The following is a 21,172-nucleotide window of genomic DNA, read 5'->3' as shown; positions in this document are numbered from 1 at the left end:
ATGGCTATACTATATTTAGTAGGAACGCCTATTGGTAATCTAGCAGATATTACTTATCGGGCAGTATCAATTTTGCAGCAAGTAGATATGATTGCATGTGAAGATACACGAGTTACTAAAAAATTATGTCATCACTACCAAATAGATACACCACTAAAGTCATATCATGAACATAATAAAGATAAGCAAACAAACTATATTATCGAACAACTTGAAGCGGGTTTGAGTGTGGCATTGGTATCAGATGCCGGCTTACCATTAATCAGTGATCCAGGATATGAATTAGTTGTTGCAGCTCGACAACATGGTATAAAGGTTGAAACTGTTCCAGGTCCGAACGCAGGATTGACAGCATTGATGGCAAGTGGTTTACCATCGTTCACGTATACATTTTTAGGCTTTTTACCACGAAAAGAAAAGGACAAGACAGCTATCTTAACGAAAAGAATGTATGAAGATAGCACGTTAATTATTTATGAATCGCCTTATAGAGTGGTAGAAACATTAAAGACCATTGCTAAAATTGACGCTCGGCGACAAGTATCAATAGGAAGAGAATTAACAAAGAAATTCGAACAAATTACAACAAATACTATTGAACAAATTTTGGAATTACTACGACATAATGATATCCCACAAAAGGGTGAGTTTGTTATACTCATTGAAGGCGCTAAAGCACAAGTTGATGAATCATGGTTTAATTCATTAACGATTGAGCAACATGTTAATCATTATATTGACAAAGATAATTTAAAACCCAAACAAGCTATTAAAAAAGTAGCTGCAGATAGACAAAAAAAACCAAATGAAGTGTATAATATTTATCATCAGATTGAACCAAATGATGATTGATACAATAGGAATGTAACTTAAAAATTGACTATTGTCGATAATGACTTTAAATCATATAACAATGCAGGACGTATGGAATAAAAATATTCTATATTTAAAATGATGTGATTAGCAGTAAATTTATGTAATAGTCTGAGACAAAAATGATTATATAATAAATTTTTATGATTGGCAGTTACTGTTTGTATTAAAAAATGATAAATACAACATTTTATAATACTAGTCAGTCTTGCAAGGTTGGAAAGGACTCGTTATTAAAAAAACACGTGTAGTTTTTACAATAATGTGCAAGATGGACATCTACGAATCAATTTATTTTAAATCAATTATAGTTGTCCTATTTCCATCTTAGTCAGTCTTGCCGGGATGTTATTACGACATAAAGCATTTAAAGATTTATTGCTATCTCACTTTCAAATATTTACAAAATTACAAGAAGTTAATCAATTAAAGTACACCACCAATCATTGAAAAGCTAAAGTAAGTTAGCTATTATTTATATGAAACCATACGAGGAGGAACAGTTATGACTAAAGAAACATTTTATATAACAACCCCAATTTATTATCCAAGTGGGAATTTACATATAGGGCATGCATACTCAACAGTAGCAGGTGATGTCATTGCACGATATAAAAGAATGCAGGGATACGATGTCAGATACTTAACAGGTACAGATGAACATGGTCAAAAAATTCAAGAAAAAGCTCAAAAAGCTGGTAAATCAGAAATTGAATATTTGAATGAAATGATAGATGGTATTAAACAATTATGGTCAAAACTTGAAATCTCTAATGATGATTTTATTCGAACAACAGAAGAAAGACATAAACATGTTGTCGAACAAGTATTTGAACGTTTGTTAAATCAAGGTGATATTTATTTAGGAGAATATGAAGGTTGGTATTCTGTTCCGGATGAAACTTATTATACTGAGTCTCAATTAGTTGATCCTCAATATGAAAATGGCAAAATAGTAGGCGGTAAAAGCCCAGATTCAGGCCATGAAGTTGAATTAGTAAAAGAAGAAAGCTATTTCTTTAATATAAGTAAATATACAGATCGACTATTAGAATTTTATGACCAAAATCCTGATTTTATACAGCCCCCTTCAAGAAAAAATGAAATGATTAATAACTTTATTAAACCTGGTTTAGCAGATTTAGCTGTTTCTCGTACATCATTTGATTGGGGAGTCCATGTGCCATCAAACCCTAAACATGTCGTTTATGTATGGATTGATGCGTTAGTTAATTATATTTCATCTTTAGGTTACCTTTCAGATGATGAAACACTATTTAATAAGTATTGGCCAGCGGATATCCATTTAATGGCGAAAGAGATTGTTCGTTTCCATTCTATTATTTGGCCAATTCTATTAATGGCTTTAGATTTACCATTACCTAAAAAAGTGTTTGCACATGGATGGATATTAATGAAAGATGGCAAAATGAGTAAATCTAAAGGCAATGTAGTTGATCCTAACGTTTTAATTGATCGTTATGGTTTAGATGCAACACGTTACTATTTAATGAGAGAGTTACCATTTGGCTCAGATGGTGTCTTTACACCAGAAGCATTTGTGGAAAGAACAAACTTTGATTTAGCGAATGACCTAGGTAACCTTGTTAACCGCACAATTTCAATGATTAATAAATATTTTGATGGAGAATTACCAGCTTACCAGGGACCACTTCATGATATTGATGAAGATATGGAGCAGTTAGCACTTGATACAGTTAAAAACTATACTGAAAGTATGGAAAGTTTACAATTCTCAGTGGCACTTTCAACTGTATGGAAATTAATTAGTAGAACAAATAAATATATTGATGAAACAACGCCTTGGGTGTTAGCAAAAGATGACAGTCAAAAAGCTATGTTGGGTAATGTAATGGCACATTTAGTTGAAAATATTAGATTTGCAGCTGTGTTATTACGTCCATTCTTAACACATGCACCTAAAGAAATTTTTGAGCAATTAAATATTAATAATCCAGATTTAATGGAATTTGCTAGTTTAAGTCAATATGGTTTATTGACAGAACCTATTATGGTTACAAATAAACCACAACCTATTTTCCCTAGATTAGATAGTGAAGCTGAAATCAACTTTATTAAAGATTCAATGCAACCACCTGAACCGAAAAAAGAAGAAGTAACAGAAACACATAAAGAACAAATAGATATTAAAGATTTTGACAAAGTAGAAATTAAAGCAGCTACAATTATTGATGCAGAAAAAGTAAAAAAATCTGATAAACTACTTAAAATTCAAGTCGATTTAGATTCAGAACAACGTCAAATTGTATCTGGTATTGCTAAGTTTTATCGTCCAGAAGATATAATTGGCAAAAAAGTTGCTGTAGTAACTAATCTAAAACCAGCAAAATTAATGGGGAACAAATCAGAAGGCATGATTTTATCAGCTGAAAAAGATGATGTTTTAACGTTAGTTAGTTTGCCTAACGCAATACCAAATGGAGCAGTAATTAAATAATGATTTAATTATAGGAGAGATAGTATGTTAATCGATACACATGTTCACTTAAATGATGAACAATACGATGAAGATTTAACAGAAGTTATTGATCGTGCGCAAGAAGCGGGTGTTGACCGTATGTTTGTAGTTGGATTTGATACGCCAACGATTGAACGTGCCATGCGTTTAATTGATGAATATGATTTTATCTATGGAATTATTGGTTGGCATCCTGTTGACGCAGTGGATTTTACAGAAGAACGTTTGCAATGGATTGAACAGTTAGCACAACATCCAAAGGTGATAGGTATTGGCGAAATGGGACTGGATTATCATTGGGATAAATCACCAGCAGATACCCAAAAAGAAGTGTTTAGAAAGCAAATAGCACTTGCTAAACGAGTAAACTTACCAATTATCATTCACAATCGCGAAGCAACACAAGATTGTATTGACATCTTATTAGAAGAGCATGCTGAAGAAGTTGGTGGCATTATGCATAGTTTTAGTGGTTCACCTGAAATTGCTGATATTGTTATTAATAAATTGAATTTTTATATTTCATTAGGTGGACCTGTAACGTTTAAGAATGCTAAACAACCTAAAGAAGTCGCAAAACATGTGCCTATGGATCGCTTATTGGTAGAAACAGATGCTCCATATTTGTCACCACATCCATATAGAGGTAAAAGAAATGAACCAGCAAGAGTTGTGTTAGTAGCTGAACAAATAGCTGAATTAAAAGGCCTAACATATGAAGAAGTATGCGAAGCAACAACTGCAAATGCTGAGAAGTTATTTAAGTTAAATTAATATAGCATAAAGTGAGAAAGATGGCATAGTTGAATATGAATGATAACAATATCAGTCATATTCAATGGAACTTTCTCACTTTTTCTTTATTGACTCTAGTGTTATGCTTATCCCCTTTGAAAGATTAATAGTTACAATATTACTAGAATACATTTGAATGCAATATAAGAGCAAGACAGTTATGAGATCATACTCGTATAGAAAATGAGCCTGGTGCAAAAGCGTTTTAGACTTAAAATTAAACATTGGACAGTAACTGTCTAGTTTTCAAAATGATGCTAAATCAACGTTTGAAAACATAGTCAGTCTTGTGGAGATGGAATTACGAAATAAATTTTATAGGAAATTTATTTCTGTTCTATTCACGAATTAACAATCAAGATTCAGGTCTCAATATTAACTTTTTCTTTAATGTACCATATAGGATAAAGAGACCATTAAAGTAATTAATCTAAGTAATTAAAGAAGTACATATTATAAGTAATACTACCGTATTTAAAGTAATCTAGCTCATTGTTATACATAGGAAGGTTGTTTTAAATGAAAATAAACGAATTTATTGTAGTTGAAGGAAGAGATGATACCGAGCGTGTCAAAAGGGCTGTCGAATGTGATACCATTGAAACAAATGGTAGTGCAATTAATGATCAAATATTGCAAGTGATTCAACATGCGCAACAGAGTAGAGGTGTCATTGTACTAACTGATCCAGATTTCCCAGGCAATAAAATAAGGAGTATCATTACTGAGCATGTTTCTGGCGTCAAGCATGCTTATATAGATAGAGAGAAAGCTAAAAATAACAAAGGTAAAATTGGAGTTGAACATGCTTCGATTAATGATATTAAAGAGGCATTGATGCATGTTAGCTCGCCTTTTGAGGAAGCACAAGAATCTATCGACAAGGATACACTAATAGAATTAGGTCTATTAGTTGGAAAAGATGCCAGAAGAAGAAGAGAGGTAGTTAGTAGTAAATTACGTATCGGCCATTCGAATGGTAAACAATTATTAAAGAAACTAAATGCCTTTGGCTATACAGAAGAAGATGTAAGAGAAGCGTTGAAAGATTCTTAATAGAGTAGGAAGTGTAAATAGATGGAACAAAAAGATATTGCAACACCTTCGCGTACCCGTGCATTATTAGATCAATATGGCTTTAATTTTAAAAAAAGTTTAGGACAAAATTTTTTAGTTGATGTTAATGTTATCAATAATATTATTGAAGCAAGTGATATTGATGATCACACAGGTATCATTGAAATTGGTCCAGGAATGGGATCATTAACTGAACAATTAGCAAAAGTTGCCAAAAAAGTACTAGCATTTGAAATAGATCAACGTTTAATACCTGTATTGAAAGATACATTAGCACCATATTCAAATGTGACAGTAATAAATGAAGATATACTAAAAGCTAATATTAAAGAGGCTGTACAAACACATTTGCAAGATTGTAATAAAATTATGGTAGTTGCTAATTTACCATATTATATTACAACGCCTATACTCCTTAATTTAATGCAACAAGATACACCAATTGATGGTTATGTTGTTATGATGCAAAAAGAAGTAGGTGAAAGGTTGAATGCAGAAGTCGGCTCTAAAGCATACGGCTCGCTCTCTATTGTTGTGCAGTATTATACAGAAACTAGTAAAGTTTTAACAGTGCCTAAATCTGTGTTTATGCCACCACCTAATGTAGATTCAATTGTTGTAAAATTGATGAAACGACATCAACCATTAGTAACAATAGATGATGAGGAAGCATTTTTTACATTAGCAAAGGCTGCCTTTGCTCAAAGAAGAAAAACCATCAATAATAACTATCAATCGTTCTTTCTGAATGGAAAACAACATAAAGAAGACATATTAAAATGGTTAGAACAAGCGGGTATTGATCCTAAACGTCGTGGAGAAACATTAACTATACAAGATTTTGCAAAATTGTATGAAGAAAAGAAAAAGTTTCCACAATTAGAAAATTAAACGATTGACAAAGTAAAAGACTATTGTTAAAATTTAAATTTATTTGACAAAATCGTTACAAATATGATATTATGTAACTTGTAGCGAGGTGGAGCAATATGCCAAAATCAATTTTGGACATCAAAAATTCTATTGATTGTCATGTAGGAAATCGTATTGTACTGAAAGCCAATGGAGGCCGTAAGAAAACAATTAAGCGTTCTGGAATTTTAAAAGAAACGTACCCATCAGTATTTATTGTTGAGTTAGATCAAGATAAACACAATTTTGAGAGAGTGTCTTATACATACACTGATGTGTTAACTGAAAATGTTCAAGTTTCGTTTGAAGAAGATAATCATCATGAATCAATTGCACACTAAATAAGACGTATAAGTAAACTATATTTCTGAGTATAAGAAAATATTAATGATAATTATTTGAGTGTTGAGCATTATGTTCAATGCTCTTTTTATTTAGGAATATATTTTCTTATGTGTATTTTAATAACGTTGTTTAAAATGACTGACTTAAAATTTAAAGGTGCATCATTTTATATAAACAAAAAGAATGACGATACATCATCAAATACTGTAACAAAAAAGTTATTAATTAAACGCTATGTCATTTATAAAAAAATAACGAAAAGTTACTTAAAAGGTCAAATAATATTTCTCTTTATGTTAAAATCATCATATTAAGATTACGAAAAGAGGGCGCAAAAATGATATATGAAACAGCTCCGGCTAAAATAAATTTTACGCTCGACACACTTTTTAAAAGAAATGATGGCTATCATGAAATAGAGATGATTATGACAACCGTTGATTTAAATGATCGCCTTACTTTTCAAAAACGGAAAGATCATAAAATAGTGGTAGAGATTGAACATAATTATGTGCCTTCAAATTATAAAAATCTTGCATATAAAGCAGCACAGCTACTTATAGAAAGATATCGTCTTAACCAAGGTGTGACGATTAAAATAGATAAAGACATACCTGTTTCAGCAGGATTAGCAGGTGGTTCAGCAGATGCTGCGGCAACTTTACGTGGTATGAATCGTTTGTATAATATTGGTGCATCGTTAGACGAATTAGCTATATTAGGAAGTGAAATAGGTACGGATATTCCGTTTTGTATTTATAACAAAACAGCTTTTTGTAGTGGTAAAGGTGAAAAGATAAAATTTTTGAATAAACCACCTTCAGCATGGGTGGTATTAGCGAAACCTAATATAGGAATATCATCACCAGATATATTTAAAAAATTAAATTTAAATGATGAATATCATGTTCATACTCAAATGTGTTATGATGCACTAACTGCAGGAAATTATCAACAGTTGTGTCATAGTCTATCCAATAGATTAGAACCGGTTTCAGTATCAAAATATCCACAAATTGCTAAGTTAAAGCAAAACATGTTGAATAGTGGTGCTGATGGTGCATTGATGAGTGGTAGTGGTCCAACCGTTTATGGTTTAGCGCGTAAAGAAAGTCAAGCTAAGCATATTTTTAATGCTGTTAACGGTTGTTGTAACGAAGTATACTTAGTTAGATTATTAGGATAGAAGGGTTGAAAAGATGAGATATAAAAGAAGTGAGAGAATTGTCTTTATGACACAATATTTGATGAATCATCCGAATAAATTAATACCATTAACATTTTTTGTGAAGAAATTTAAACAAGCCAAATCTTCTATTAGTGAAGATGTCCAAATTATTAAAAATACTTTCCAAAAAGAAAAATTAGGTACAGTTATTACTACTGCTGGTGCTAGTGGTGGCGTTACATACAAACCTATGATGAGCAAAGAGGAAGCAACAGAAGTTGTTAATGAAGTCATAGATTTATTAGAAGAAAAAGAACGCTTATTACCAGGTGGATATTTATTTTTATCAGATTTGGTTGGCAATCCAACGCTACTAAATAAAGTTGGTAAATTAATTGCAACTATCTATATGGATGAAAAACTTGATGCTGTTGTCACTATTGCAACTAAAGGTATTTCTCTAGCTAATGCCGTTGCAAATGTATTAAATTTACCAGTTGTTGTAATTCGAAAAGATAATAAAGTTACTGAAGGTTCTACGGTATCTATCAACTATGTTTCAGGTTCATCTAGAAAAATTGAAACAATGGTACTGTCAAAAAGAACATTAGCGGAAAATTCTAACGTCTTAGTAATTGATGATTTTATGAGAGCTGGTGGCTCTATTAATGGTGTAATGAATTTAATGAATGAGTTTAAAGCCCAAGTAAAAGGGGTATCTGTACTTGTAGAATCAAAAGAAGTTAAACAAAGATTAATTGAAGATTATACTTCCTTGGTGAAACTTTCTGATGTCGATGAATATAATCAAGAATTTAAAGTAGAACCAGGTAACAGTTTATCTAAATTTTCTTAAAAGGAGTTTTAGTATAGTGAAAGTTATAAATACTAATAAAGTAGCAGAAGCACTAGGTCCTTATTCACATGCAGTTATTATTAATGACTTAGTATACACTTCTGGACAAATCCCATTACTTGCTGATGGCACAATTGTAGGCGAAGATGTTCAACTGCAAACAAAACAAGTCTTAGAAAACTTAAAAACTGTCTTACAAGAAGCAGGTTCGGATTTAGATTCTGTAGTTAAGGCAACAATTTTCATTAAAGACATGAATGAATTTCAAAAAATAAATGAGGTATATGGACAGTACTTCGATGAACATCAACCAGCACGTAGTTGTGTTGAAGTTGCCAGATTACCTAAAGATGTAAAAGTAGAAATTGAACTAATCGCTCAATTAAAAGGAATATGATTTTCAATCATAAAACATTGTTAAGCTTCTAAACAACAGATAGATATACTATAGGGGGGGCTCACTACATGAAAGTGACAGATGTAAGACTTAGAAAAATAGATACAGATGGAAGAATGAAAGCACTTGTTTCCATTACATTAGATGAAGCTTTCGTAATTCATGATTTGCGTGTTATAGAAGGAAATACTGGTCTATTCGTCGCAATGCCAAGTAAACGCACACCAGATGGTGAATTCCGCGACATCGCACATCCTATTAACTCAGACATGAGACAAGAAATTCAAGATGCTGTGATGAAAGTATATGAAGAAACAGATGAAGTAGTACCTGATAAGAATGCTACATCAGATGACACAAAAGAAGTTTAATTAAGAACATACAATGAGTAAGAGACTGACGATTTAATTAGTTAGTCTCTTTTTTTATAATCATACGTTGGTTTGCCGTTAGTTGATACTTGATTAAATAAGTTCTGAAATGCAAAGTTTATGAGAGTTAATATTAAGCGATTAGCAGTATCTCTATGAATTAAAAAATACTGTTAAATGAATGTATTTAAACTTAATTAGTCTTGATAAAGTAGGTGACCCCAACACAGAGAAACTGGTTATCTGAAATAGGTTTACAGTTTATTACTTCATAATAAACTGCATAAGATTTTCTAGCTATCAAGATAGCAGAAACTCTAACATGCAATGCAGGGACCCGTCATAGAAAAATTTTATAACTAAAATTTTTACTTTAATGTGCAAGACGGGCAAGGTTGGGCAAGAGCTATTAAAGATCAAAAATCTAAAATAAAGGGTTACAATTGATTGCTAGCGCAACAATTGCATAAGAGCTACTAAAGATTAAAAATCTAAGTAGCTCTAAATGATTGATACGACTGTTCGAATATAGCTCTTTATATTAAGGGAATATCCACCTGGCAATATATTTAAAATATAAAAAAAGTTGAATTAAAATTGATTAGATTAAAGCAATCATTTTTTATCTGTTGAAAGACGAACATATATTAAATTATAATAATGGTGAAATGCAAAATTTATTGGAGGTATATTGTTCATGGGGAATTATGCAATTATTTTAGCGGCAGGTAAAGGTACAAGAATGAAGTCTAAAAAATTTAAAGTACTACATGAGATTGCTGGTAAATCAATGGTTGAACATGTATTACAAAGTGTCAAAGCTTCTGGCGTCGATCAAGTCGTAACGGTTGTTGGTCACGGTGCAGAAAGTGTTAAACAACAGTTAGGAGAACAGTCTTTATATAGTTTTCAACAAGAACAATTAGGAACAGCACATGCAGTGCAAATGGCTGAGGATCATTTACAAGGTAAAGAGGGAACAACACTAGTTGTTTGTGGCGATACACCATTAATCACACCAGAAACGCTAGAAGCATTAATCAAACACCATGAACAAACAGATGCACAAGTTACAGTTTTATCAGCAGTCATTCAAAGACCTCAAGGATACGGTAGAATTATTAGAGATTCACGATATCAATTAGAAAAAATAGTTGAAGAAAAAGATGCGAATGCAACAGAAAAAGAGGTTAAAGAAATCAGTTCTGGAATATTTGCATTTGATAATAAAGTATTGTTTGACACTTTACAACGTGTAGACAATGATAATGCACAAGGAGAATATTATTTACCAGATGTCGTTTCTCTCATGTTAACAGATGGTGGTAAAGCTGAAGTTTATTGTACCGAAGATGTCGATGAAATCATGGGCGTTAATGATAGAGTGATGTTGAGCCAAGCTGAAAAGTTATTACAACAACGCATTAATCATTTTCATATGATGAATGGTGTTACAATAATTAGCCCAGAACAAACCTTCATTGGACCTGATGTTCAAATAGGTATAGATACTATTATTGAACCAGGAGCTAGAATTACTGGACACACAAGCATAGGGGAAGACGTCGTTATTGGCCAATACTCAGAAATTAATAATAGTACAATTGAAAGCAACGCAGTGATTCAACAATCAGTTGTCAATGATTCTCATGTAGGAACAGCTACTAAAGTTGGACCTTTCGCTCAATTAAGACCAGGTTCGAATTTAGGTGCTGAAGTTAAAGTAGGTAATTTTGTTGAAATCAAGAAAGCACAACTTAAAGATGGCGCTAAAGTATCTCATTTAAGTTACATTGGTGATGCTGAAATTGGTGAACGTACTAACGTTGGATGTGGCACAATAACGGTTAACTATGACGGTAAAAATAAATTCAAGACTATTGTCGGTAGTGATTCATTTGTTGGTTGTAATGTCAACTTGGTAGCTCCTGTAACTGTAGGGAATGACACATTAATTGCTGCAGGTTCAACAATTACGGATAACGTACCTGACCATAGCTTAGCGTTAGCAAGATCAAGACAAACGACTAAAGAAGGATATATGACTGAACATAACAATAAATAATAAATTTATAGCAACTGATATTGAGTGTAATAAAAACGTAATCTTTATGATTTAATCATTCGCATAGTAATAAACTGTCATTTTATATATAATAGAAACTGCGTAAGTAAATAATTGGAGGACTATAAATGTTAAATAATGAATATAAGAATTCGTCATTAAAGATTTTCTCATTGAAAGGTAACGAAGCATTAGCTCAAGAAGTAGCTGACCAAGTTGGTATTGAATTAGGTAAATGTTCAGTTAAACGTTTTAGTGATGGAGAAATTCAAATTAATATCGAAGAGAGCATTCGTGGTTGTGACGTATTTATTATTCAACCAACGTCATATCCTGTTAACCTACATTTAATGGAATTACTAATCATGATTGATGCTTGTAAACGTGCATCTGCAGCAACAATCAACATTGTAAATCCATATTATGGATATGCAAGACAAGATAGAAAAGCTCGTAGTCGTGAACCTATTACGGCTAAACTAGTAGCTAATTTAATAGAAACTGCTGGCGCAACAAGAATGATTGCATTAGATTTACACGCTCCACAAATCCAAGGTTTCTTTGATATTCCTATTGATCATTTAATGGGGGTACCAATTTTAGCTAAACACTTTAAAAACGATCCTAATATTGACCCAGAAGAATGTGTCGTAGTGTCACCTGATCATGGTGGTGTAACACGTGCACGTAAATTGGCTGACATTTTAAAAACTCCAATTGCTATTATAGACAAACGTCGACCTAGACCAAATGTTGCCGAAGTAATGAATATTGTTGGTGAAATTGAAGGTCGTACAGCAATTATTATTGATGATATTATTGATACAGCAGGTACAATTACGCTAGCAGCACAAGCATTAAAAGACAAAGGTGCAAAAGAAGTATATGCATGTTGTACTCATCCAGTTTTATCTGGTCCTGCAAAAGAACGAATTGAAAATTCTGCAATTAAAGAATTAGTTGTGACGAATTCTATTCATCTTGATGAAGAACGTAAACCATCAAATACGAAAGAATTATCAGTTGCTGAATTATTAGCTCAAGCTATTATTCGCGTATATGAAAGAGAATCAGTAAGCGTATTATTTGATTAAGTCTTAAATGCTATTTGACGAACATAATTGAAACATGTATAATAGTTTCGTTCGTGATTATACGAATAAATAAACACTTGCAAGCAACAATGATGTTGATGGGTAAGTGAGGTGCTCAATAACGAGCAAAATATGAAAGGTGGAAATGACAATGGCTTCATTAAAGTCAATCATCCGTCAAGGTAAACAAACACGTTCAGATCTTAAACAATTAAGAAAATCAGGTAAAGTACCTGCAGTTATGTATGGTTACGGAACTAAAAACGTGTCAGTTAAAGTTGATGAAGTAGAATTCATCAAAGTTATCCGTGAAGTAGGTCGTAACGGTGTAATCGAATTAGGCGTTGGTTCTAAATCAATCAAAGTAATGGTTTCAGATTACCAATATGACCCACTTAAAAACCAAATCACTCACATTGATTTCTTAGCAATCAATATGAGCGAAGAGCGTACTGTTGAAGTACCTGTTCAATTAGTTGGTGAAGCAGTTGGCGCTAAAGAAGGCGGCGTTGTTGACCAACCATTATTCAACTTAGAAGTAACTGCTACTCCAGATAATATTCCTGAAGCTATCGAAGTAGATATTACTGAATTAAACGTAAACGACGTGTTAACAGTAGCAGATGTTAAGACTACAGGCGACTTCACAATCGAAAACGATCCTGAAGAACCAGTAGTATCAGTAGTTCCTCCAACTGAAGAACCAACTGAAGAAGAAATCGAAGCTATGGAAGGCGAACAACAAACTGAAGAGCCTGAAGTAATCGGTGAAGAAAAAGAAGACGAAGAAGAAAAAACTGAAGAATAAGACTAACTTATTATAAAGTGATCTACTTTGTTTATATAGCACTATGTTTATTTAATTATAAGCATAGTGCTTTTTGTGTTATTATAAACTTTGATTATCCTTTTAATATGTAGTTTGAAATATTAGGTTCTCTATTTTTTAAGACTGATAAATAAAAAATGAATAATTAAAAATAAAAATTATTTTAAAGCCGAGACTCCTGAGGTAGGGACCCAACACAGAGAAACTGTGAAACAGTTTCTACAAGAAATGCAAGTTGGGCAACAGTGCTAGTCGAAGACCCGGGCCCCAACAAAAAGAAACTAATCATTTAGTTTCAACGGACAATGCCAGTTGGGGTAGGCTGAGACAGCACCCTAGGAAGGGACCCAACACAGAAAAACTGGTTATCCAGTTTTTTCATGCAATGCAGGGCCCCGTCATAGAAAAATTTTAAAAATAAAGGATTACAATTGATTGCTAGCACAACAATTGCATAAGAGCTAGTAAAGATTGTAAATCTAACTAGCTCTAAGTGTGCAAGACGGGCAAGGTTGGGCATTGGGGCCCCAGCAAAGAAAAATTCTGTCAACAGAATTTTTACTATAATGTGCAAGCTGGGGTGCGAAGCTTGAAAAAATAATTATGTATAAGTCCAATTTGGGAGAGAACCAAATATTACTAGTAATAGCTAATTAAATGATTTAACAATTTAAAATAATGATATGATCAATCTTTTAATCACAAGATAAATTAGCTGTTTGTAAAATTGACTTTGAAGTGTTGATTCACTGATGATAACAACTGATGACAATAAGTGTACAATCATTCATATCATTTAATAAAAATGGAGATATAATGAGTGAAGACCAAACGCATTGTATACTTAATATGATACATTCGGCAGTGACTACATTGAAGTTAAAATATTGATAAATTAACATTTTAAATTATAATGAGTCATATTTGGATAGGACTATGACATGTATTTTCTGAAAAAATATTTCTATTCTGTTTCCATATAACTATACGTATCGTTGTAACTATTTCAAATATATGAAACGTATAACATTAACTTGATTTAAACTTTATGAGAAAATAGATAAATCTAAAATTAAAATATAAAATGGAGGGAATACAATATGAAATGTATTGTAGGTCTTGGTAATATAGGTAAACGTTTTGAACTTACAAGACATAATATTGGTTTTGAAGTTATTGATCATATATTAACTAAAAATAATTTTACGTTAGACAAACAAAAGTTTAAGGGTGCATATACCATTGAAAGAATGAATGGTGACAAAGTCTTGTTTATAGAACCTTTAACAATGATGAACCTTTCGGGTGAAGCGGTAGCGCCACTAATGGATTATTATAACGTAGATACTGAGGATTTAATTGTCTTGTATGATGATTTAGATTTAGACCAAGGGCAAATAAGACTTAGACAACAAGGTAGTGCTGGTGGTCATAATGGTATGAAGTCAATTATTAAAATGTTAGGTACAGATCAATTTAAACGTATTCGTATCGGTGTGGGGAGACCGACGAATGGTATGTCAGTACCAGACTATGTATTACAACGTTTTTCCAATGATGAAATGATTATCATGGACAAAGTCATTGAACATGCTGGTCGTGCGGTAGAGACATTTATCGAAACTTCACGTTTTGACCATGTCATGAATCAATTTAATGGTGAAGTGAAGTAATGTCTATATTAACTCATTTCATAACAGAAGATAAACGTTTTCAAGAACTTAGTCAGGTATTTGGTCAAGAACACAATTTAGTCACTGGTTTATCCCCATCTGCAAAAGCTACTATTATTGCAGAAAAGTATTTGAATTCCGATAGACAATTATTATTAATAACTAATAATTTATATCAAGCAGATAAAATAGAAGCTGATATTTTACAATATGTTCACAGCGATGAAGTATATAAATATCCAGTACAAGATATTATGACAGAAGAATTTTCAACCCAAAGCCCTCAATTGATGAGCGAACGTGTCAGAACATTAACGGCGTTAGCGCAAAATAAAAAAGGGTTATTTATCGTTCCATTGAATGGATTTAAAAAGTGGTTGACGCCTGTTGATATGTGGAAGAATCATCAAATGACTGTTCGTGTTGGTGAAGATATCAATGTTGATGAATTTTTAAATAAATTAGTTAATATGGGATATAGACGAGAAAGTGTCGTATCGCATATTGGTGAATTTTCATTACGTGGTGGAATTATTGATATCTTCCCGTTAATTGGGCAACCAGTTAGAATTGAACTTTTTGATACAGAAGTTGATTCTATAAGAGATTTCGATGTAGAAACACAAAGATCGAACGATAATCTTGAACAAGTCGAGATTACTACAGCTAGTGATTATATTATTACTGAAAATGTCATCAATACTTTGAAGAATAATCTACAAGAAGCTTATGAAACTACAAGACCTAAAATTGATAAGTCTGTACGCAATGATTTAAAAGAAACATATGAAAGTTTTAAATTGTTCGAAAGCTCGTATTTTGATCATCAGGTTTTACGACGACTTGTTGCATTTATGTATAACCAGCCATCTACAATCATTGATTATTTCCAAGATAACGCGATTATTGCTGTTGATGAATTTAATCGTATTAAAGAAACCGAAGAAAGTTTAACAATAGAATCAGAAGATTTCATTAGTAATTTAATAGAAAGTGGTAATGGTTTCATTGGACAAAGTTTTATTAAGTATGAAGGATTTGAACGTTTATTAGAACATTATCCAGTAACCTATTTCACATTATTTACTGCTACAATGCCTGTTAAGCTAGAACATATTATTAAATTTTCATGTAAACCTGTTCAACAATTTTACGGTCAATACGATATTATGCGTTCAGAATTTCAAAGATATGTTCATAATAACTATAATATTGTAGTCTTAGTTGAAACAGAAACTAAAGTTGAGCGTATGCAAGCAATGTTAAATGAAATGCACATACCAACTGTGACTAATATGCATCACGCAACTGCTTCAGGACAAGCTATTATTATGGAAGGAAGTTTGTCTGAAGGATTTGAACTGCCGTATATGCAATTAGTTGTTATTACAGAACGTGAATTATTTAAAACGAAGCAACAGAAAAAGAAAAAAAGAACCAAAACATTATCGAATGCTGAAAAGATAAAGTCATATCAAGATTTGAATGTTGGTGATTATATTGTTCACGTACATCATGGTGTAGGTCGCTATCTAGGCGTAGAAACGTTAGAAGTAGGAGATACACATAGAGATTACATCAAACTTCAATATAAAGGCACTGATCAACTATTTGTTCCAGTAGATCAAATGGATCAAGTTCAAAAGTATGTCGCATCAGAAGACAAAACACCTAAGTTAAATAAATTAGGTGGAACAGAATGGAAAAAAACAAAAGCCAAAGTACAACAAAGTGTTGAAGATATTGCTGAAGAGCTTATTGAACTATATAAAGAAAGAGAAATGGCTGAAGGATATCAATTTGGTGAGGATACAACAGAACAAACAACATTTGAGTTGGATTTCCCATACGAACTAACTCCAGACCAAGCTAAATCTATTGATGAAATAAAAATGGATATGCAAAAATCAAGACCAATGGACCGTTTATTATGTGGTGATGTTGGTTATGGTAAAACAGAAGTAGCTGTTCGAGCAGCATTTAAAGCTGTGATGGAAGGAAAACAAGTAGCATTTCTAGTACCTACAACGATTTTAGCGCAACAGCATTATGAAACATTGATCGAACGTATGCAAGATTTTCCGGTTGAAATTCAATTAATGAGCCGCTTTAGAAGTGCAAAAGAAATTAAACAAACGAAAGAGGGCATTAAGACTGGATTTGTGGATATTGTAGTTGGTACACATAAATTATTAAGTAAAGATATTGAGTATAAAGATTTAGGGTTATTGATCGTCGATGAAGAACAGCGTTTTGGAGTTAGACATAAAGAAAGAATCAAAACAATGAAAAACAATGTTGATGTCTTAACACTAACAGCAACGCCGATACCACGAACACTACATATGAGTATGTTAGGAGTTAGAGATTTATCAGTTATAGAAACACCACCAGAAAATAGATTCCCAGTACAAACTTATGTACTTGAACAAAATACGAATTTTATTAAAGAAGCTTTAGAACGTGAATTATCACGAGATGGACAAGTATTTTACTTATATAATAAAGTGCAATCAATATATGAGAAACGCGAACAATTACAAATGCTCATGCCAGATGCCAATATTGCAGTTGCACATGGTCAAATGACTGAGCGAGACTTAGAAGAAACGATGCTAAGTTTTATCAATCACGAATATGATATTTTAGTGACGACAACGATTATTGAGACAGGCGTTGATGTTCCAAATGCCAATACTTTAATTATTGAAGATGCTGATCGTTTTGGGTTAAGTCAGTTATATCAATTAAGAGGACGTGTAGGTCGCTCAAGTCGTATAGGATATGCCTATTTCTTACATCCAGCAAATAAAGTTCTTACTGAAACTGCTGAAGATCGTTTGCAAGCTATCAAAGAATTTACTGAACTCGGTTCCGGTTTTAAAATTGCTATGAGAGATTTAAATATTCGTGGCGCTGGTAATCTGTTAGGTAAACAACAACATGGCTTTATCGATACAGTTGGTTTTGACTTATATAGTCAAATGTTAGAAGAAGCAGTAAATGAAAAACGTGGCATTAAAGAAACTCAACCAGATGCACCAGAAGTTGAAGTTGATTTGAATTTAGATGCGTATTTACCTACTGAATATATTACAAATGAACAAGCTAAAATTGAAATTTATAAAAAATTACGTCAAATAGAAACAGAAGAACAATTACTAGATATCAAAGATGAATTAATAGATCGCTTTAATGATTATCCAATAGAAGTAGAACGCCTGCTAGATATTGTTGAAATTAAAATTCATGCACTTCATGCAGGAATCACTTTAATAAAAGATAAAGGCAAAACAATCGAAATTTCATTATCTGTTAAAGGTACTGAAGAATTAGATGGTGAAGCGTTATTTAAAGCTACGCAACCACTTGGAAGAACGATGAAAGTGGGGGTTCAAGATAATGCAATGAAAGTGACATTGACTAAGAAACAACAATGGCTAGACAATTTGAAGTTCCTTGTTAAATCTATAGCTGAAAGTATGAGAATTAAGGATGAAGAATAAAGCTGCATTTAATGGCGTTGTTATTTTGACTTTAGCTTTAATTATCATCAAAATTTTAAGTGCGATTTATAGGATTCCATATCAAAATATTCTAGGAGACTCTGGCTTATATGCCTACCAGCAAATTTACCCTATAGTCGCTTTAGGAATGATATTGTCAATGAATGCCATCCCTAGTGCTGTGACACAGAATTTAGGTCGAAATGAGGATAAGTACCAAACTCAAAATTATTCACAAGTACTTAAAGTCATTCAAATTGTTGGTATAGCATTATTTGCAATAATTTTTATATGTGCCAAGATATTGGCGTATGCAATGGGTGACACACATTTAACACCTATGATTCAAACGGCAAGTATGAGCTTTTTATTTATAGGTATTTTAGGCGTATTAAGAGGTTATTATCAAGCAGCTAATAATATGAATATACCTGCGATGTCACAAATAATAGAGCAAGTAGTAAGAGTTGGTATCATTATTATCACCATTTTACTTTTTAGCTCGTTAGGATGGACCATCTATCAAGCAGGTACTATGGCAATCTTAGCATCATCATTAGGGTTTTTGGCTTCATCAATATTTTTAATTTGTCAAAGGCCTTTCCGTTTTAAAATTAAAGTAGATAACACTAATATCTCATGGAAACGACTAATTGTTTCTATATTTATATTTGCAGTGAGTCAATTAATAGTTATTTTATGGCAAGTCATTGATAGTTTTACAATTATCCAAATGCTCAAAAGTATTGGTACACCGTTTAAGCAAGCAATTAGTGATAAAGGTATATATGATCGAGGTGCATCATTTATTCAAATGGGATTGATTGTCACGACAACATTCAGTTTTGCATTAATTCCATTATTAAGTGATGCTATTAGAGATAATAATCGTCTACAAATGAATAGATATGCGAACGCATCTTTAAAAATTACTATACTTATTAGTACAGCTGCAGGTATAGGATTAATCAATTTATTGCCCTTGATGAATAGCGTGTTTTTTAAAACAGACCAATTAACACTAACATTAAGTATCTATATGATTACCGTGATTTGTGTATCTTTAATTATGATAGATATGGCACTATTACAAGCGAAACATGCTATAAAACCAATAATGATAGGTATTTGTGCTGGTATAATTTTAAAAATAATCTTTAATATACTGTTAATTAAACTATTTGGCATATTAGGTGCAAGTTTAAGTACAGTGATGTCATTAATCGTATTTGGTACAATTTTACATGTCGCAGTGAAATCATTATATAATACGTATGCAATGAAACGTTTCTTAAGTAAAGTTATGTTGAGTATGTTAGTGATGTCTGGTGTAGTACAATTATTATTATTTATAATCACAACGCATCAAAGATGGACAGGGCTAATTGAACTTTTAATTGTTGCTATAATTGGCATTATTGTGTTAATCATTTTTATTATGAAATTTAATGTATTAACTTATAAAGAATTAATTTATCTGCCATATGGAGAAAAGTTGTATCGTAGGATGAAAGGGAGACGTAAATGACACACACAATTACTATTGTTGGTTTAGGAAATTACGATTTAGAGGACTTGCCGTTAGGAATTTATCGCTTTTTAATTAAACAAGATGTCGTATATGCAAGAACGTTAGATCATCCAGTTATTCAAAGTCTAAAAGATGATATGAAGTTTGAAAGCTTTGATGATGTTTATGAAGCGCATGATCAGTTTGAAGATGTTTACAAAGATATTGTGCGACGTCTTGCTGATGCTGCTAAATCAAATGATATTGTTTATGCTGTTCCTGGTCATCCAAGAGTAGCAGAGACTACAACTGTCATGTTGCAAAAAATGGCTAGCAAAGATAAACAAATTAATGTTTCAATACTAGGTGGAAAGAGTTTTATTGATGATGTCTTTGAAGCGGTTAATGTAGATCCCAATGATGGCTTTACATTACTTGATGCCACATCATTGAAAGAAACACAATTGAATATTAGAACGCATACGTTGATCACACAAGTATATAGTGGCATGATGGCAGCTGACTTGAAAATTACTTTAATGGAACGCTATCCAGATGAATATCCCGTACAAATAGTAACAGGAGCACGTAGTAATGGTGCAGAAGTTATCAACTGTCCATTGTATGAACTTGATCATTATGACAGTACTTTTAATAATTTAACCAGTGTCTTTATACCTATGATGTCACAAAGGGAAGACTTTTATAATGATTTCGATTTTGCGGTTGAAGTCATTGATACGCTTGTTGACGATAATGATGGATGCCCTTGGGATAAAATACAAACACACGAAAGTTTAAAACGTTATTTACTTGAGGAAACATTTGAATTGTTTGAAGCTATTGACAATAATGATGATTGGCATATGATTGAAGAGTTAGGAGATATTTTACTACAAGTGTTATTGCATACCAGTATTGGCAAAAAAGAAGGATATATGGATATTAAAGAAGTTATTTATAGTTTAAATGATAAAATGATACGTAGACATCCACATATTTTTAGTAATGAATCAGCTGAAACAGTTGAAGATTTAAAAGTGATTTGGTCGAAGGCTAAAGCAAATGAAGGTAAAGTACCAAGATTAAAATTTGAAAAAGTTTTTGCAGATCATTTTTTAACATTATATGATGCAACAAAGAACAATCGTTTTAATGAAGAATCCTTGAAAAAATTTTTACAGCAAGGGGAATAAAATAG

At 32.2% G+C, this 21,172-nt stretch carries 17 protein-coding genes; all 17 read left to right on the top strand.

What is annotated here, in order from left to right; genetic code table 11:
- The 17 genes from rsmI to CD113_RS09530 all read left to right on the top strand — a co-directional run bounded on the left by rsmI (nucleotide 1) and on the right by CD113_RS09530 (nucleotide 21,167).
- Nucleotides 1–852 carry a 16S rRNA (cytidine(1402)-2'-O)-methyltransferase gene (gene rsmI, locus CD113_RS09625; protein WP_002464202.1) on the top strand — a complete coding sequence of 284 codons (852 nt, stop codon included), beginning with the start codon at nucleotides 1–3 and terminating at the stop codon, nucleotides 850–852.
- A 526-nt stretch (nucleotides 853–1,378) separates the two neighbouring features.
- Nucleotides 1,379–3,352: a methionine--tRNA ligase gene (gene metG, locus CD113_RS09620; protein WP_002464201.1), complete on the top strand. Its 1,974-nt coding sequence runs from the start codon at nucleotides 1,379–1,381 to the stop codon at nucleotides 3,350–3,352.
- Nucleotides 3,353–3,376: 24 nt separating this feature from the next.
- A complete protein-coding gene (locus CD113_RS09615) occupies nucleotides 3,377–4,147 on the top strand; it encodes a TatD family hydrolase (RefSeq protein WP_002464200.1) in 771 nt (256 codons plus the stop codon).
- Nucleotides 4,148–4,687: 540 nt separating this feature from the next.
- On the top strand, nucleotides 4,688–5,224 hold the full coding sequence (gene rnmV, locus CD113_RS09610) for a ribonuclease M5 (RefSeq protein WP_002464199.1): 537 nt from the start codon (nucleotides 4,688–4,690) through the stop codon (nucleotides 5,222–5,224).
- 21 nt (nucleotides 5,225–5,245) lie between these two features.
- The gene (gene rsmA, locus CD113_RS09605) at nucleotides 5,246–6,136 is read left to right on the top strand and encodes a 16S rRNA (adenine(1518)-N(6)/adenine(1519)-N(6))-dimethyltransferase RsmA (RefSeq protein WP_002464198.1); all 891 of its coding nucleotides are present in this window, start codon (nucleotides 5,246–5,248) and stop codon (nucleotides 6,134–6,136) included.
- A gap of 98 nt (nucleotides 6,137–6,234) precedes the next feature.
- Complete coding sequence (gene veg / locus CD113_RS09600; protein WP_001126664.1) at nucleotides 6,235–6,498, top strand: biofilm formation stimulator Veg; 264 nt, start codon at nucleotides 6,235–6,237, stop codon at nucleotides 6,496–6,498.
- A gap of 341 nt (nucleotides 6,499–6,839) precedes the next feature.
- Nucleotides 6,840–7,688 carry a 4-(cytidine 5'-diphospho)-2-C-methyl-D-erythritol kinase gene (gene ispE / locus CD113_RS09590; RefSeq protein ID WP_002464196.1) on the top strand — a complete coding sequence of 283 codons (849 nt, stop codon included), beginning with the start codon at nucleotides 6,840–6,842 and terminating at the stop codon, nucleotides 7,686–7,688.
- 13 nt (nucleotides 7,689–7,701) lie between these two features.
- Nucleotides 7,702–8,526 (top strand): pur operon repressor, encoded by an 825-nt coding sequence (gene purR, locus CD113_RS09585; protein WP_002464195.1) that lies wholly within the window; start codon nucleotides 7,702–7,704, stop codon nucleotides 8,524–8,526.
- A gap of 16 nt (nucleotides 8,527–8,542) precedes the next feature.
- Complete coding sequence (locus CD113_RS09580; RefSeq protein WP_002464194.1) at nucleotides 8,543–8,923, top strand: RidA family protein; 381 nt, start codon at nucleotides 8,543–8,545, stop codon at nucleotides 8,921–8,923.
- Between the two features lie 68 nt (nucleotides 8,924–8,991).
- Complete coding sequence (gene spoVG / locus CD113_RS09575; protein WP_002464193.1) at nucleotides 8,992–9,294, top strand: septation regulator SpoVG; 303 nt, start codon at nucleotides 8,992–8,994, stop codon at nucleotides 9,292–9,294.
- Nucleotides 9,295–9,991: 697 nt separating this feature from the next.
- Nucleotides 9,992–11,359: a bifunctional UDP-N-acetylglucosamine diphosphorylase/glucosamine-1-phosphate N-acetyltransferase GlmU gene (gene glmU, locus CD113_RS09570; protein ID WP_002464401.1), complete on the top strand. Its 1,368-nt coding sequence runs from the start codon at nucleotides 9,992–9,994 to the stop codon at nucleotides 11,357–11,359.
- A 128-nt stretch (nucleotides 11,360–11,487) separates the two neighbouring features.
- A complete protein-coding gene (locus tag CD113_RS09565) occupies nucleotides 11,488–12,453 on the top strand; it encodes a ribose-phosphate diphosphokinase (RefSeq protein WP_002464402.1) in 966 nt (321 codons plus the stop codon).
- Nucleotides 12,454–12,604: 151 nt separating this feature from the next.
- Entirely contained in the window at nucleotides 12,605–13,261 is a 657-nt protein-coding gene (locus CD113_RS09555) for a 50S ribosomal protein L25/general stress protein Ctc (protein WP_002464403.1), read from the top strand.
- A gap of 1,121 nt (nucleotides 13,262–14,382) precedes the next feature.
- Nucleotides 14,383–14,955: an aminoacyl-tRNA hydrolase gene (pth, locus tag CD113_RS09545; protein ID WP_002462759.1), complete on the top strand. Its 573-nt coding sequence runs from the start codon at nucleotides 14,383–14,385 to the stop codon at nucleotides 14,953–14,955.
- A complete protein-coding gene (mfd, locus tag CD113_RS09540; RefSeq protein ID WP_002462761.1) occupies nucleotides 14,955–18,461 on the top strand; it encodes a transcription-repair coupling factor in 3,507 nt (1,168 codons plus the stop codon). Before pth ends, mfd begins: the two co-directional genes overlap by 1 nt.
- The gene (locus CD113_RS09535; RefSeq protein ID WP_002462763.1) at nucleotides 18,451–19,989 is read left to right on the top strand and encodes a polysaccharide biosynthesis protein; all 1,539 of its coding nucleotides are present in this window, start codon (nucleotides 18,451–18,453) and stop codon (nucleotides 19,987–19,989) included. The genes mfd and CD113_RS09535 overlap by 11 nt, the downstream gene beginning before the upstream one ends.
- The gene (locus tag CD113_RS09530; protein ID WP_002462765.1) at nucleotides 19,986–21,167 is read left to right on the top strand and encodes a MazG nucleotide pyrophosphohydrolase domain-containing protein; all 1,182 of its coding nucleotides are present in this window, start codon (nucleotides 19,986–19,988) and stop codon (nucleotides 21,165–21,167) included. The genes CD113_RS09535 and CD113_RS09530 overlap by 4 nt, the downstream gene beginning before the upstream one ends.
- Nucleotides 21,168–21,172 lie beyond the last annotated feature (5 nt).

The organism is Staphylococcus simiae (assembly GCF_002902085.1).
Taxonomy (GTDB): domain Bacteria; phylum Bacillota; class Bacilli; order Staphylococcales; family Staphylococcaceae; genus Staphylococcus; species Staphylococcus simiae.
This window is presented reverse-complemented; position numbering and strand designations above follow the sequence as displayed.

Excerpts from the sequence above, each read along its gene's own strand:
- rsmI (WP_002464202.1), top strand. The coding sequence starts at position 1 with ATGGCTATACTATATTTAGTAGGAACGCCTATTGGTAATCTAGCAGAT.
- metG (WP_002464201.1), top strand. The coding sequence starts at position 1,379 with ATGACTAAAGAAACATTTTATATAACAACCCCAATTTATTATCCAAGT.
- CD113_RS09615 (WP_002464200.1), top strand. The coding sequence starts at position 3,377 with ATGTTAATCGATACACATGTTCACTTAAATGATGAACAATACGATGAA.
- rnmV (WP_002464199.1), top strand. The coding sequence starts at position 4,688 with ATGAAAATAAACGAATTTATTGTAGTTGAAGGAAGAGATGATACCGAG.
- rsmA (WP_002464198.1), top strand. The coding sequence starts at position 5,246 with ATGGAACAAAAAGATATTGCAACACCTTCGCGTACCCGTGCATTATTA.
- veg (WP_001126664.1), top strand. The coding sequence starts at position 6,235 with ATGCCAAAATCAATTTTGGACATCAAAAATTCTATTGATTGTCATGTA.
- ispE (WP_002464196.1), top strand. The coding sequence starts at position 6,840 with ATGATATATGAAACAGCTCCGGCTAAAATAAATTTTACGCTCGACACA.
- purR (WP_002464195.1), top strand. The coding sequence starts at position 7,702 with ATGAGATATAAAAGAAGTGAGAGAATTGTCTTTATGACACAATATTTG.
- spoVG (WP_002464193.1), top strand. The coding sequence starts at position 8,992 with ATGAAAGTGACAGATGTAAGACTTAGAAAAATAGATACAGATGGAAGA.
- glmU (WP_002464401.1), top strand. The coding sequence starts at position 9,992 with ATGGGGAATTATGCAATTATTTTAGCGGCAGGTAAAGGTACAAGAATG.
- CD113_RS09565 (WP_002464402.1), top strand. The coding sequence starts at position 11,488 with ATGTTAAATAATGAATATAAGAATTCGTCATTAAAGATTTTCTCATTG.
- CD113_RS09555 (WP_002464403.1), top strand. The coding sequence starts at position 12,605 with ATGGCTTCATTAAAGTCAATCATCCGTCAAGGTAAACAAACACGTTCA.
- pth (WP_002462759.1), top strand. The coding sequence starts at position 14,383 with ATGAAATGTATTGTAGGTCTTGGTAATATAGGTAAACGTTTTGAACTT.
- mfd (WP_002462761.1), top strand. The coding sequence starts at position 14,955 with ATGTCTATATTAACTCATTTCATAACAGAAGATAAACGTTTTCAAGAA.
- CD113_RS09535 (WP_002462763.1), top strand. The coding sequence starts at position 18,451 with ATGAAGAATAAAGCTGCATTTAATGGCGTTGTTATTTTGACTTTAGCT.
- CD113_RS09530 (WP_002462765.1), top strand. The coding sequence starts at position 19,986 with ATGACACACACAATTACTATTGTTGGTTTAGGAAATTACGATTTAGAG.